Genomic DNA, 14,888 nt, shown 5'->3' on the forward strand with positions numbered 1-14,888 from the left:
AAATTAAGGAAAGTGGGTAATAAAATGGAACAAGCAGATTTTGGTGTTGTTGGATTAGCTGTAATGGGACGTAATTTAGCGCTCAATATTGAATCCCGGGGTTATCGAGTTGCTGTTTATAATCGTTCTCGCGAACGAACTGATGATTTAGTCCAAAAGCATGAAGATAAGGCATTTATCCCAAGCTATACTACAGAGGAATTTGTGGAGGCTATCAAAAAACCTCGCCGAATTTTGCTGATGGTAAAAGCTGGAAAGGGTACGGATGCTGTTATTGATGAATTATTACCACATCTAGAAAAGGGCGATATGCTGATTGATGGCGGTAATACTTACTTCGAAGATACGATACGCCGCTCAGATAAATTAGCTCAAGAAGGCATTAACTTTATTGGTATGGGTGTATCAGGTGGTGAATTGGGTGCACTGCAAGGACCGTCATTAATGCCAGGTGGTCAACGCGAAGCATATGATTTGGTAGCTCCTATTTTGACGCAAATTGCAGCAAAAGCCCCAGAAGATGGTAAACCAACCGTTACGTATATTGGCCCTAATGGCGCAGGACATTATGTGAAAATGGTGCATAATGGCATCGAATATGGTGATATGCAATTAATTGCAGAGTCCTATGATATTTTGAAGCGTGTCTTACATCTCAATCAAGAGCAGTTATCTCAAACTTTTTCTGGTTGGAATGAAGGAGAACTGAACTCTTATTTGGTTGAAATAACTGCTGATATTTTAACTCGAAAGGATGATTTAGGTACTGACAAGCCAATTGTTGATGTTATCTTAGACCGGGCCGGAAACAAGGGCACAGGCAAGTGGTCTTCTCAATCAGCGCTTGAAGTTGGAGCGCCACAGTCATTAATAACTGAATCAGTTTATGCACGTTATATATCAGCAATGAAAGATGATCGTGTTGCGGCTGCAAAAACATTGCAAGGACCAGACTATTCGTTTTCTGGTGATGAGCAAAGTAGCGTAGAGGATATTCGAAAAGCTTTGTATTTTGGAAAGATCATGTCATATGCACAAGGATTTGATCAACTTCGTATGGCATCAGAGCACTATGATTGGCATTTACCATTTGGAGAATTAGCACAATTATGGCGTGCAGGGGCGATTATCCGTGCCCAATTCTTACAACGCATTACGGACGCTTTTACAACGCAAGCGGATCTGCATAATTTGCTCTTAGATCCTTACTTCCAACATATTGCTGAAGAATACCAAAATGCTGCTCGTCGTGTAGTAGCACTAGCTGTTACCGCTGGTGTGCCAACGCCTTCATTGTCTGCTGCTGTAGCTTACTACGATTCATATCGTTCAGCTGTTCTACCTGCTAATCTCACACAAGCACAACGTGACTATTTTGGTGCGCATACCTATGAGAGAACGGATAAGCCTGCTGGAGAAATGTACCATTATCCTTGGTATGATGAAGCATGAAAAAAACCGTCCAAGACGGTTTTTTATTTGAATGTACTTTCTTATTGAAAATGTGCTACAATTCTCTACAAATATGATTTGTGGGGTGAAATAATGGAAACAATTTTTCCTAAAAAAATACAAAAAGACGATGAAATAAGGATAATATCACCAAGTTCTTCAATCAAGCGAGTTGGTGGGTTTGACCAAAATTTAGTGGCCAAGGAAAGATTGGAAAAATTAGGCTATAAAGTAACATTTGGGGATCATATACTTGAGAATGATCTGTTTTATTCTAGCTCAATTACTGCGCGTATTCAGGATTTACACCAGGCCTTTATTGATGATAACGTGTCAGTAGTGATGACGACCATTGGTGGCTTGAATTCAAATGAATTGCTGCCTTATATTGATTGGGAGATAATTAGAAGCCATCCAAAAGTGTTTATTGGCTATTCGGATATAACAAGCTTACACAATGCTATTCGTGCCCAGACAGGATTAGTAACATATTATGGGCCATGTTACTCATCTTTCAAAATGAATGAATTACAGAAGTATCAAACAAACGAATGGATAAAAGCATTAGGTCAGTCAGAGTATGATTTACAACCAAGTAGGCTTTGGACAAGCGATATGTGGTTTGATCCTAATATACCAAGAAAGCCAATGCCTAATTCGTGGCAAGTATATAACTCGGGCCAAGCAACGGGGATAAGCACTGGTGGTAATATACAAACGTATGGGCTCCAAGCTGGGACAAAGTTTTTGCCCGCCGTCACAAAACCTATTATATTTATTGAACAAGCTGAGGGCGGAGAACCACTTGAATTTTCTAGAGAATTATCTCAAATGCTACAAATTCATCCAGATATTGCCGCATTAATTATTGGAAGGTTCCCAGTTGAAAATAAAATGTCAGAACCCAATCTTCACAGCATATTAGCTAAATTTCCTGTTCTCAATACTATTCCGGTGGTTTATCATGTTGATTTTGGTCACACTCAGCCTATATTCACTTTCCCTCTTGGTGGCATGATTACTGTTCGTGCTAAGAATAATGCCGATGTTACGATAGAAGTGTTAAAAGGATAGCATTTATGCCAGAAACAAAAATGATGACGATGTAAACATGGTATAATTATAGAAATAATATATTTTGTGGGGAACTCGACTACATTGATTAATGACAGTTAAGTTGAAAAAATATATTATTTTATTCTTAATTCAGGGGGTATTGATTATTGAGCGGGAATAATCAAAAAGTCTCTAACACATTTATTTATTTAACTTTCATTATTTGTGTTTGGCTTATTTATTTTATATTTACGGTTGCTATATTAGTTTTATTCTGCAATTTTAGTCGAGCAATCTTTCTTGCTATGATAATATCTAGCATCCTAACATTATTGTTTGTCATAATACAGACTTCATTTAAACATTTGAATTCAATCAATAACGAAGATGATTAAATTTAAAAAGCTGCCTTAACAGGGCAGCTTTTTTTGTCGTATTTTTCAAGAAATAAAAACAACTTTCTGGATGATAATATTTATTACTAACTATTCAAATCAATCCAGTATCGACAAAATAATTTTCCTGTGCTGGGTTCTTTGATGATATTTTCAAGGACGCCACCATTGGATTCAATTGTTTTGCGGCTAGCGATATTCCATTTTTCAGCGGCAATCAAGACAGGTGAAATTTTACGTTGCTGATAAATGTTTAGTGTTAATTCTAACATTTTCTTAGCTATTCCCTGTTGACGCCAGGCAGGGGCAACGCCGTATCCTATATGGCCTCCAAAATTAAGCAAGTGGTCATTTAACTGCCAGCGAGCTGATACGCCGCCTTTTATCAAACCATCCTCAATAAAAAAATAATTGCTGGCGGGAACAAAATTATTAATACTATTATTTTTCATTTGCTCTAGATTAGCTAAATGTTCAGCGAAACTGCCGGTAATGGGTTTGGCTACAGAAACAATTACTGATTCAGTGGTCCAACTTTTTATCCAGTCGTTAAAAATTTTTTCATCTGATTGTTTTAATTCTCTAAAAGTCATTTGTTTCCCCTGATGTGACCATAATCATTGAATGTATTTACCAATAATTTTATCATAGTAATTTATGTGGTTTTATATATTTTTAATAATCACCATAAAAATTACTCTTGTAAGGTAATTTCCGCAAGTATGAGGAAAACAATTCAATGGCAATGTAAGCGCTTACTTGATAAAATGTGAGTAGTTAAAGGAGGACTAAATATGTCTAAACGTTTATCTGAAGATTTTCTTTGGGGTGGTGCTGTTGCAGCTCACCAATTAGAAGGTGCGTGGCAAGAAGGAGGTAAAGGAGTTAGTGTCGCTGACGTCATGACGGTTGGTGGACCAGACAAAGAGCGAAACATTACGAAAGGAGTTGTTTCAGGAGAATATTATCCTAATCATGAAGCGATTGATTTTTATCACCGTTACAAAGCAGACATTGCCTTATTTAAAGAAATGGGATTTAAATGTTTTCGAACTTCAATTGCATGGACAAGAATTTATCCTACTGGTGAGGAAAGCGAGCCAAATGAGGCAGGTTTAAAATTTTATGATGACTTATTTGATGAACTTATCAAAAATAATATTGAACCAGTCATCACGTTATCTCATTTCGAATTACCGTACCACTTGGTTACAAAATATGGTGGTTTCCGTAATCGAAAAGTAATCGATTTATTCGTTAAGTTTGCAACGACTTGTTTAAAGCGATACAAAGACAAGGTCAAATATTGGATGACGTTTAACGAGATTAACAATCAGGCTAACTATGATAATGATTTTCTGGTTTTCACAAATTCTGGGCTGCATTTTAACCCTGGTGAAAATCGTGAGGAGGGTATGTATCAAGCTGCTCATAATGAATTAGTAGCTAGCGCACGTGTTGTTAAAATGGGTCATGACATCAATCCCAATTTTCAAATTGGCTGTATGATTGCTATGGGACCAATTTATCCAGCATCTATGAATCCAGATGATGTTCTGGCAGCTCAAAAGAGCATGGAAAAAAATTATTTCTTTGCAGACGTGCATGTCAATGGTCAATATCCAGCATTTTTAACAAAATATTGGACTCGGAAGGGATTTAACATTGATGTTACCCAAGAAGACCTGGCAGACTTACAAGCTGGTACCGTTGATTATATTGGTTTTAGTTACTACATGTCACATGCAGTTAAAAAGCCAGAAGGTTTAAACTTTGATGACATGACACCAGAAAATAGCCAAGTACGTAATACCTATTTAGCAGCAAGTGATTGGGGATGGCAAATTGATCCTAAGGGGCTGCGTTACGCCCTGAACTGGTTTACAGATAAATATCATTTACCATTATTTATTGTTGAGAATGGATTTGGCGCATACGATAAAGTTGAAGAAGATGGTACAATACATGATTCTTATCGCATTGCATATTTACAAGAACACATTCGGGAAATGAAGTTGGCGGTAGTTGAAGACGGCGTTGATTTGATTGGATATACACCTTGGGGATGTATTGACTTGGTTTCAGCCGGGACTGGAGAAATGGACAAACGATACGGATTTATCCATGTAGACAAAAATAACCAAAATGAGGGTTCATTGAAACGTAGCAAAAAGGATTCCTTTTATTGGTTTAAAGACGTTATCGCAACGAACGCTGAAAATATTAATTAAAAAGGAGAAACACGATGAAAAAAGCTTTAATTATTTGTGCAGCTGGTATGTCATCCTCCATGATGGCAAAAAAAACAACTGACTATTTCAAAAATAAAAATATAGATATTGAAGTGGATGCGATTACTGCTACAGAAGGAGAAGATGCTATTCGTAATAGTGATTTCGATCTATTTCTGGTCAGCCCACAGACAACAATGTATCTTGAAGGTTTTGAAAAGATTGGAGATGAGGTTGGTAAACCTGTTGTTTCTATTCCCTTTAAAGCCTATATACCCATACCAACAGGTATTGAGGGCATGGCGAACTTAGTACAGGAACATATTAGTTAGCAATTTGCATGGTAAAGGTTGTGTGAGGTGTGATGATGAGGAAAAAAGAGCGTGATTTACTAATCTATTTAGTAGATAATTCAGATCGTTTCGTAACCAGTGAAGAATTATCTACTCTTTTGTCACTGACGCCTAGAACAATTCGTAATTATATCAAAATTTTAAAAGAAACCTTAGTTTCACAAGGTGCCCTACTTGATGCAAAACCCAGTTTAGGTTATCGGTTGCACATATCTCATCCCGTTACATTTGACTTATTTTTAAATAAAAATTATGAATTATCCCAGTGGTTAATTAATGAGGACAGCAATAATATTTCGGACCGTCAAAAGTATATTTTGAACAAACTTATTATTGAAAATCAAAAATTTTTAATTGATGACTTGGCTGAAAAATTATTTGTTACAAGGACCACACTTTCAAAAGATTTATCGATCATTCGCAAAGTGTTAATGCCATATCGAATTAGTGTCGAAAGCAAAGCCAATATTGGTGTCTTCATTACGGGTTTAGAGCGCGATAAACGTCACTTTATTCTAGATTACTTTTTCAGTCATAGTGAAAATTCTATTCAACATTATATGAAAAATAAATCTTTCTTTAAGGCAATTAGTTTTGATCAAATTACGATTATTGTTCTTGATGAATGTCGAGAAGCTGGCATTCATTTAACGGACTTTACTATACAAAATATTGTTTTATACATTGCACTAAGCGTTCAACGATTGAAATGCGGCTTTGAATTACAGGCTGCTCCAGTTGACATTAATCCTGAAATCAGAAATGTTTGTGATGTTGCTAGAAAAATTTTTTCTCGTATTGAAAGTGGCTTAGCATTAAAATTTCCGGAAAGTGAAGTAGATTATTTAACCATTCAATTAATGGCACAAGGGAAAAATATTAATATACAAAATGATGGTCCCTTGCAACGGGATTTAGATATGATCTTGCAACGAATTGAATTAGAAACCGATTATCCAGTTACTAAGGATTATGCTCTCAAGAAAAATATCATTGAACATCTAAAACCCATGATAGTTCGGCTTGAGCAAGGTATTCAATTGAAAAATCCTTTGTTACAGGAAATAAAAACGAATTATTTAAGTGAGTTCATGGATACCAAGCGCTATATAAAATGGTCGCCTTATTTATCTCAGTTTGACATTAATGACGATGAAGTCGCTTATCTAGCACTTCATTTGATGGCAGCAGCAGAAAAATACAAAAATTTAAATAAACCAAGAGCCTTAATTATCTGCGCAACAGGGTATGGATCGGCACAGTTACTCAACAATCGTGTCGAAAAAGAATTTGGCATGTATTTAAACATTGTTGATATTAAAGGATATTATGAAGTTGATGACACTACTTTAAGTAATGTTAATCTCATTATCAGTGCTATTGATCTGTCAACACGTGTTTTCAAGGTTCCAGTCATACAGGTAAGTATTTTTTTAACCGAAGCAGATGTTCAAAAAATAAATGAATTTTTAGATAATGAGCAAGTCCGAAATAAATATATTGCTGTAGAGAAAAAGCAACCAATTAATAGTGTTTTAAATCATTTTGATCAATTTATTGATCAGTCAAGTTTTAAAATATGGCAGGTATCGCCTCATCGAAAGGAATTACTACAAGAGTTAACTAATATGCTGATGTCCAATGAACCTACCGAATTAAAACATGAATTTTTGGAACAAATCGATCAACGTGAACAACTGAGCTCAATCGTTTTTAGTGATACTATCGCCGTTCCACATCCTGCTATGCCGATGAGTCGAGTACCCAAAATTGCTATTGGAATTATACCAAATGGTGTCAGATGGTCTGACGAGCATCCAAACATTCAGCTAGTTTTCCTGCTATCACCATCCTATCGGAGCAATAAGGGTTTGACAGAAACGACGCAGGCAATTGTAAAATTTACAGAAAATACTGAAGAACAGGGTCGGTTGGTTGCCTCAAGAAATTTTTCAGAATTTCGGCATAATTTTCTGTTAATGATGAAAGGAGGTAAGTATATATGAAATCAGAAGACATTCAAGTTGTCGCTTTTGAAATTATTTTACACAGTGGAAATGCGCGCACAATGGTTCATAAGGCTTTTGAAGCCATGAGAGAAAAAAACTTTAAGTTATCTAACGAAAATCTAAAATTATCAAATGACGAGTTACTATTAGCTCATAAATCGCAAACAAACTTGTTACAAGAATACGCTGAGGGTAGTCATATTGATATGGAAATTATATTAGTCCATGCACAAGACCACTTAATGACAACGATGACTTTACGTGAGATGGCTATTGAAATGCAGACTCTTTATGAGGAGGTACAAGACATTGAAAAAAGGAATCAAACGAGGGCCAAAAAAGCCACAGGATAAACAGCACGGTTTAGAGGTCGCAATCGAAAAAAATCGTACGGAAATGAGCCTTAAAAGCATGCAGTTTAATCGATTCATGTTAATCCGTTATGCCACGGCATTCTTTCTGTTCGTAAACTTGTATTGGGCCATAATTATGTGGCAGACCCTAGTGGCACTAATACCTGTTGCTTTAATGTTTATCGCTTCGCTAGCAATTATTGAACAAATTAAGTTATTTGGACATCATACGAACCAACTGATTTATTCAAAAGTGTTCTTCAGATCACAGCTTATCGTGAATATCATTTTAATGGTGAGCATCCCAACATCGTTATTTACATTTTTTTACCAATTTATACAAAATACTGGTAGTAACCGCTTAGTGGTACTAATCCTGTTATTACTCAGTAGTAGCATACTTCTCATAGTTAACAAAAGGTTAGGCTTGATTGCAACAAATCACGATAAATATTACGCACGTTTGACAGCCTATCAGTCCGTTCTTAAAAATAATAAGGAGATGAAATAGTTATGGAAAATGGACCTATGTTTAACTTCCTACAAAAAGTGCTTTTGAAACCAATGACCAAAGTTTCCCAATATAGAATTGTGAGAGCTATCATGGCTGCTGGTATGGCTTCAATTCCTTTTACAATTGTGGGATCTATGATATTAGTTTTGAATATATTACCGACAGTATTTCCGTTCTTAAATGATTTTTTCGACGCAACATTCTTTAAGTTTAGCGATTTGTACATGATTGCCAACACAGCAACCATGGGTATCTTAGCCATGTATTTTAGTTTAGCAATTGGTTTTGAATTAACTCGTATTATTCAAACAGAAGATAAACTAAAAGTAGCGCCATTAAATGGTGCCTTCTTATCACTATTTGCATTCTTTATGTGCTTGCCAGAATTGGTTTTAAAAGGCGGAAAAATTGTTCTGCTAAATACTATATCCAAGGACGAGACAGTTATCAACGGATTTAGAATGACTAGCACAATCGACCGTGTTGGAACAAGTGGTATTTTCACAGCGATTATTATGGCTATTTTAGCAGTTTGGTTGTATTCATTCTGTGTGAAACATAACTGGACGATTAAAATGCCGGATGCTGTACCGGAAGGTGTATCAAGATCATTTACGGCATTGATTCCAACTTTCGTTATTGCTTTTGTTGTACTGGGTATTAATGGTTCCTTAGTGTTACTCGGTACTGACATTTTCAAAATGATTGCAATACCATTTAGCTTCGTTACAAGCATGACTAGCACCTGGCTAGGAATTATGGTGATTGAGTTCTTGATTCATGCCTTGTGGATTGTTGGTATTCATGGCGCTAACATTATTTCCGCATTTATTACGCCTATCTTCTTAGCAAATATGGTAGCAAATTCAAATGGGGCTAACATACCGTTTGCTGGAGAATTTAATAATGCCTTTGCTATCTTAGGTGGCTCTGGTGCGACACTTGGATTATGCATATTTATTACTTTACTAGCACGTTCCGAACAACTAAAAGTTTTAGGCCGAGCTTCAATCGTACCATCACTTTTTAATATTAACGAGCCGTTAATATTTGGATTACCAATTGTTTATAATCCTTATCTAGCTATTCCATTTTTCTTGGCACCAATGGCAACAGCTTCCGTTGCTTATGCAGCCATTAACTTCCATATCATTCGGCCAATTGTTATTCAAGCACCATGGCCATCCCCAGCCGGAATCGGTGCATTTATTAGTACCGTTGATTGGAAAGCAGCAGTCTTAGCAATAATCTGTGTTGTAATAGCTTTCATTATTTACTTACCATTTATCAAAATATATGATACTAAGTTGTACAATGATGAGCAGGGGAAAACACAAGTACAGCCTTAATGACGAGGCATCAAAATACTGGTCTGTGTTTAGTAACAGACTGGTATTTTTTATATACTCGACTGGCTGATTTGTGAAAGGTAAATTTCATCAGTAAGGATATCACTTAATGACAAACTTATGTGAAAAATAGAATGAATTACTTACATTTAATAGAAAATTTATGATACAATAATGCTTGTGCTAGGGGCGCCAAAATGGCTGAGAAGAACCCTTCGAACCTGAACTGATTAACATCAGCGTAGGAAAGTGCTACATTTTTTAACGTAGCATTTTTCTCTAGGTGAGAAAAATGTTTTTTTATTGCATAAAATGACTTGTTGAGAGGATTTTTTTGAAAAATGAATAATAATCACTAGGGGCGTCGCAAAGACTGAGATGATGTATATCGGTCCCTTTGAACCTGATCTAGTTAATACTAGCGTAGGAAAGTGACCAATATTTGATAACGACATGTACTGTTGTCAAAAGTGTCCTTTTTTATGTATTTAAGGGCACTTTTTTTATTGGAAAAGGAATTTAATTATGATGACACCAAAACATAATCGAATCATGGATCATGGCCTAGCTGGAATACAGCACGTGTTTGTTTCTAACGTATGGTTAGATCCAATTTATGTTGCCGCTGCCGCAGGGCTCTCACTGAACTTATCAACTAATCTTGTGAACACGATTTTTATTGTTTCAGGATTAGTCACGCTTACACAGGCAACAAAATTAGCGAAGCTGCCTATTGTTCAAGGGCCGTCAGCTGCTTTTGACGCGTTAATGATTAATGCTGGTAAAGCTGGTCAGTTAGCAACGGCGAGTGGTTCAATTTTACTGAGTGCACTCATTGTATTTTTATTGTCCGTTACAGGACTTATCAATAAACTAATCAAATTATTGACACCAGCAATTACCGGAACACTAATATTTTTGGTTGGTATTTCTTTATCTGGATTCACACTATCTGAATTCTTAGGTGGTTATCCAGGTGATAAAGGTTTCTCTTCACCAACAACACTTATTTTGTCTGTTACTACAGCAACTATTGTCATTCTATTGTCGATATTTGGTAAGGGATTTTGGAAGCGTTTTTCCTTTTTAATCGCGCTAATTGTTGGTGATATTCTAGCAGTTTCGTTAGGTGTCGTAGATTACAGCGTATTATCAACAAAATCATGGTTTGGCATGCCTCATTTATTGCCTTATGGATCGCTAAAGTTTAATTGGGTCATGTTTTTGACATTCTTTGTTGCCTATGTGGTTGCAGTGGTAGAGGCTTTAGGTGTCTATCAGGCAGCTGGCGATACTTTAAAAGAAAATATTTCACCAAGGCGCATTCAAAATGGTCTAATTGGCGAATCTGCGGGATCAATGTTTTCATCCTTGTTCGGAGCCTTTCCAACAACTGCTTTTGCGCAGAATGTAGGGATTTTAAACTTAACTGGTAATGTTTCGAGAATACCAGTAATTATTGCAGGAATTTTGTTTGTCGTACTAGGTTTTGTTCCTAAAATTGGTGCGTTTTTGGCAATAACGCCTAGTCCAGTGATTGGGGGCATATTTTTGCCCGCAGCAACAACTTTAATTCTGACTGGATTCAACATTTTGAAAAGAGCGCCTGACAACAATGAAAATAACATGATTATTGGATTGTCTATCATACTAGCGATTGCTCTGCCCAACTATGCAACCGGCTGGTCAGGTGTTACAGGTGAATTATTATCTAATAGCATATTAGTCGGTGCGTTGTCTGCCATCATCTTACAGTTTGCCTTGGTTAACTTACCACGAATGATAAAAAATATAAGAGGATCTCATGATTGAAAAATCTAAAAAAATTCAAAGCGACATTTTAACTTTCATTAATAAATACAAGGATCATCAAACAGAGCGATATGAATCGGACTTCAATCAGCTAGCTATGCGCATTTTTGCTTATCAATTTCAAAACAATTTACCATATAAAAAATTTGCCCAATTACGACATAAAAACCTCTTGACCGTAAAAAACTGGCGCGAGGTTCCGCTAATTCCGATTCAAGCGTACAAAGAATTAATTCTGTCAACCGAAGATATTAATCAAGCTGCGGATGTTTTTTATTCGAGTGGCACAACAAATATTAATCATAGAAGCAAACATTATATCTCGAATTTAAATATTTGGGAAGAATCTATGCGGGCAGGATTCAAGAAAAACGTTTTGCCTAATACGGATAAAATTAGAATACTTTCTTTGTTTCCGGGTATGGCAGATAACCCTAACTCTTCTTTATCTCGCTATATATCAACCGCTATACGAGAATTTGGTACTGAAAATAGCCATATCTTTTTTGAAAATAACCAACTAAACTATTCGGAACTAATCGTTGCTCTTCAAGAAGCAGAAAAAAATCATGAGTCCATATTACTTTTGGGTGCTTCGTTTTCTTATGTTCATCTATTGGCATACTTACAGCAACATCATCAATCCTTTAATCTGGCAAAAGAAAGCATTATTTTTGATACTGGTGGATTTAAGGGCAAGTCAAAAGAAGTGAGTATGACTGACTTATATGCTGATTTGGAGAGCACATTTAAGGTGACACGCGAACAAATTATAAATATGTACGGCATGACAGAGATTAGTTCTCAATGTTACGATCGAAATTTAATGGATCATTCAGAAAATAAAACAGTTTATTTTGATAAAATAGCACCTGCTTGGGTAAAAACTCAGGTCTTGGATACTGAAACGTTACAGCCTGTTGCACAGGGTCAACGTGGCCTATTGGCATACTATGACTTAGCTAATTGGGATTCCTGCGTATCAATTCTAACTGAAGACATTGTTATCAAAAACAATCATGGATTCACAATCATTGGTAGAGCAAAAGGATCGGTGGCTAAGGGTTGTTCCATCACCGCTGATGAGCTTTTACAACTGCAATAAAGGTGTCAATAATGTCTAATAAAGAAATGACAAAAATTAATATTTTTTACACGCCAGACAGCATTATCCTTGGTGATTTAACCGAAAAGGTAGTTGAAAATGAAACACATCATCTTGTATTGTGTTATCCCAAAATAACCGAACAAGAAATAAAAGAGATTACAAAAATAATAACGCATAACCGTAATCATTATTTAAAGCATCTTACAGTGAATGAAATTATTGATATTATTGCTCGGGCAGCAGAAAAATGGACTAACCCATCGTATCATCTTCGGAAAATAGCAGAAAAAGCAGTCCCCGCGGTAACTGGTTATGACGCTGATCAATTTAGTTTAGAGCTCAAAAACTTTATTCGCTTATTTCGAAAGAAAGAATTAAAACGATTTGTGAATACCGAACTTGGACAATCAGGTGCAATGTTGGATGATTTTCAACCAAACCTTTCCGGTGGATTTTCAAAATTTTACGGGCCAGATTTAATATTCCAAATATTTTCCGGCAACGTGCCAGGCATACAACTGTGGACACTCATCATGGGACTACTTGTAAAATCGCCAACACTGGGGAAAACATCTTTTGCAGAGCCTATTATGCCAGCTTTGTTTGTTCAGACGTTAGCTGAAATTGATCCAAAATTGGCAAATACGATTACCATTCTACCATGGCATAGTGGTGAAAAATTCGAGGCGCACTGTCTTAATTTGGCCGATACTATTGTTGTGTGTGGTGGTAAAGAAGCGGTTGCATCTGTAAAAAGCAAAACACCATTAAATAAGAAGATTTTAAGTTATGGATACAAAATCGGTTTGGCAATAGTTGGTAGGGAGACGTTGACACCAGAGTATTATGCTCAAGTCATTAAAGACTTAGCTGAGGACATTGCCACCTATGATCAGCAAAGCTGTCTAGCTCCGCAGTCAATTTTCATTGAAAGAGGCGGGGCAATAACGCCTCAAGAGTTTGCGAGTATCCTGTCCAATGAGTTAAATAACTATCAAATCAAATATCCTCGTGCACCGATACACGAATCAGATAAAATCGCTATTGAAAAAATGCGGCAAGAAGCTGAGATAACGTCTATAAAAAACGGAGCAACCTCAGTATTTCGAAGTGACAATAGTACCGCATGGACTATTATTTTACATAATAATATCGGATTTAGCGCCTCGCCTTTGAATCGTTCAATTCATATTTTTGTTGTTAATGATTTGACTGATTTACCACCTGTACTCATACCGCATCAGCAATATTTACAGTCAGCAGGAATTGCGATTTCTCCGAATCGTTTGTTCTCGTTGGCAGATATGTTAGGGAAAGTGGGTGTTAATCGAATGAGTGCGCTGGGAAAGATGAATCACGTTTCCAGTGGCTGGCACCATGATGGACGCTTTAACTTATTGGATTTAGTTCGTGTTACAGACATTGAGCAGAGCTTAGAATTCTCTAGTGAGAAGTTTGATCCGGATGTGGAGTGAGGAGAATAAAAAATGCTATTAAAAAATAAAGTTGCACTGGTGACGGGAGCCAGTCGAGGAATTGGGGCAGCCATTGCCAAAGAGTATGCCAAACAAGGTGCCTTTGTCATTATCAATTACCTGGAAAATACTAAAAAGGCCGATGAAGTTGTTGCAGAAATTATTTCAGATGGTGGTCAAGCAATTGCCATAGCATGTGACGTACGTGATGAAAAACAAGTGAAAAACATGCTATACGATATTTTTGAAAATTTTGGTACGATCGATATCATTGTAAACAATGCATTAAGTCAATATCAATTTGATCCTAAGCATCGAAAAATGTTAGACCAACTGAAATGGAGTGACTACCAAAATCAAATCGACGGTAGTTTGAAAGCAGTTTTAAATGTTACTCAAGGTGCTTTATCAAGATTAAAAACAAATAACAGCAGTCGCATCATTAATATAACCAGTAATTTGATAAGGTCTCCAGCAATCCCTTATCATGATTACATTGTCGGAAAATCTGCTGTTCTTGGGTTGACACGTACAATGGCTAGTGAGTTAGGTGCTTTTGGTATCCGAGTAAATGCTATCGCACCAGGATTGACGTACCCAACAGCTTCTAGTAAGTACACGCATCGTGATATTCGGGAAGCACTTATTGCGCAAACACCGACTAAACGTTTAACTACTCCTGAGGATGTGGCAGGTTCAGCCGTATTTCTGGCCTCAGAGCTTTCGAATAATATGACCGGCCAATGTCTGTTCATAGATGGTGGTTTAACTATGCTCTAAT

General features: G+C 36.5%; 13 protein-coding genes and 2 riboswitches. Of the genes, 12 read left to right on the forward strand and 1 reads right to left on the reverse strand.

The window, feature by feature from the left end:
- The first annotated feature begins 24 nt into the window (after nt 1-24).
- Both gndA and RHP64_RS04570 read left to right on the forward strand, forming a co-directional pair.
- The gene (gene gndA, locus RHP64_RS04565) at nt 25-1,452 is read left to right on the forward strand and encodes an NADP-dependent phosphogluconate dehydrogenase (protein WP_025268054.1); all 1,428 of its coding nucleotides are present in this window, start codon (nt 25-27) and stop codon (nt 1,450-1,452) included.
- 93 nt (nt 1,453-1,545) lie between these two features.
- Nucleotides 1,546-2,526 (forward strand): S66 family peptidase, encoded by a 981-nt coding sequence (locus tag RHP64_RS04570; RefSeq protein WP_025268055.1) that lies wholly within the window; start codon nt 1,546-1,548, stop codon nt 2,524-2,526.
- Between the two features lie 463 nt (nt 2,527-2,989).
- Here RHP64_RS04570 and RHP64_RS04575 read toward each other — a convergent pair whose 3' ends face one another.
- Nucleotides 2,990-3,496 (reverse strand): GNAT family N-acetyltransferase, encoded by a 507-nt coding sequence (locus RHP64_RS04575; protein WP_025268056.1) that lies wholly within the window; start codon nt 3,494-3,496, stop codon nt 2,990-2,992.
- A gap of 201 nt (nt 3,497-3,697) precedes the next feature.
- Between RHP64_RS04575 and RHP64_RS04580 the strand changes: the two genes are divergently transcribed.
- From RHP64_RS04580 to RHP64_RS04625, 10 genes are all read left to right on the forward strand, one after another.
- Nucleotides 3,698-5,134: a 6-phospho-beta-glucosidase gene (locus tag RHP64_RS04580; protein ID WP_025268057.1), complete on the forward strand. Its 1,437-nt coding sequence runs from the start codon at nt 3,698-3,700 to the stop codon at nt 5,132-5,134.
- 14 nt (nt 5,135-5,148) lie between these two features.
- Nucleotides 5,149-5,466, forward strand: a complete 318-nt coding sequence (locus RHP64_RS04585) for a PTS cellobiose transporter subunit IIB (RefSeq protein ID WP_010280592.1) — start codon at nt 5,149-5,151, stop codon at nt 5,464-5,466.
- A gap of 35 nt (nt 5,467-5,501) precedes the next feature.
- Nucleotides 5,502-7,493: a BglG family transcription antiterminator gene (locus tag RHP64_RS04590; protein ID WP_014324664.1), complete on the forward strand. Its 1,992-nt coding sequence runs from the start codon at nt 5,502-5,504 to the stop codon at nt 7,491-7,493.
- Nucleotides 7,490-7,849 (forward strand): PTS cellobiose transporter subunit IIA, encoded by a 360-nt coding sequence (locus RHP64_RS04595; RefSeq protein WP_010284241.1) that lies wholly within the window; start codon nt 7,490-7,492, stop codon nt 7,847-7,849. The genes RHP64_RS04590 and RHP64_RS04595 overlap by 4 nt, the downstream gene beginning before the upstream one ends.
- The gene (locus RHP64_RS04600; protein ID WP_011679690.1) at nt 7,806-8,360 is read left to right on the forward strand and encodes a hypothetical protein; all 555 of its coding nucleotides are present in this window, start codon (nt 7,806-7,808) and stop codon (nt 8,358-8,360) included. Before RHP64_RS04595 ends, RHP64_RS04600 begins: the two co-directional genes overlap by 44 nt.
- Nucleotides 8,361-8,377: 17 nt before the next feature.
- Complete coding sequence (gene celB / locus RHP64_RS04605) at nt 8,378-9,712, forward strand: PTS cellobiose transporter subunit IIC (protein ID WP_025268059.1); 1,335 nt, start codon at nt 8,378-8,380, stop codon at nt 9,710-9,712.
- Between the two features lie 175 nt (nt 9,713-9,887).
- Nucleotides 9,888-9,977, forward strand: a riboswitch (TPP riboswitch).
- An 82-nt stretch (nt 9,978-10,059) separates the two neighbouring features.
- Nucleotides 10,060-10,159, forward strand: a riboswitch (TPP riboswitch).
- A 78-nt stretch (nt 10,160-10,237) separates the two neighbouring features.
- Nucleotides 10,238-11,524 carry a solute carrier family 23 protein gene (locus RHP64_RS04610; protein WP_025268060.1) on the forward strand — a complete coding sequence of 429 codons (1,287 nt, stop codon included), beginning with the start codon at nt 10,238-10,240 and terminating at the stop codon, nt 11,522-11,524.
- Nucleotides 11,517-12,629 (forward strand): LuxE/PaaK family acyltransferase, encoded by a 1,113-nt coding sequence (locus tag RHP64_RS04615; protein ID WP_025268061.1) that lies wholly within the window; start codon nt 11,517-11,519, stop codon nt 12,627-12,629. Before RHP64_RS04610 ends, RHP64_RS04615 begins: the two co-directional genes overlap by 8 nt.
- Before the next feature lie 11 nt (nt 12,630-12,640).
- Entirely contained in the window at nt 12,641-14,107 is a 1,467-nt protein-coding gene (locus tag RHP64_RS04620) for an acyl-CoA reductase (protein WP_025268062.1), read from the forward strand.
- 12 nt (nt 14,108-14,119) lie between these two features.
- Nucleotides 14,120-14,887 carry an SDR family oxidoreductase gene (locus tag RHP64_RS04625; protein WP_025268063.1) on the forward strand — a complete coding sequence of 256 codons (768 nt, stop codon included), beginning with the start codon at nt 14,120-14,122 and terminating at the stop codon, nt 14,885-14,887.
- The last annotated feature ends 1 nt before the right edge of the window (nt 14,888 follow it).

This window comes from Leuconostoc sp. XM4 (assembly GCF_055698815.1).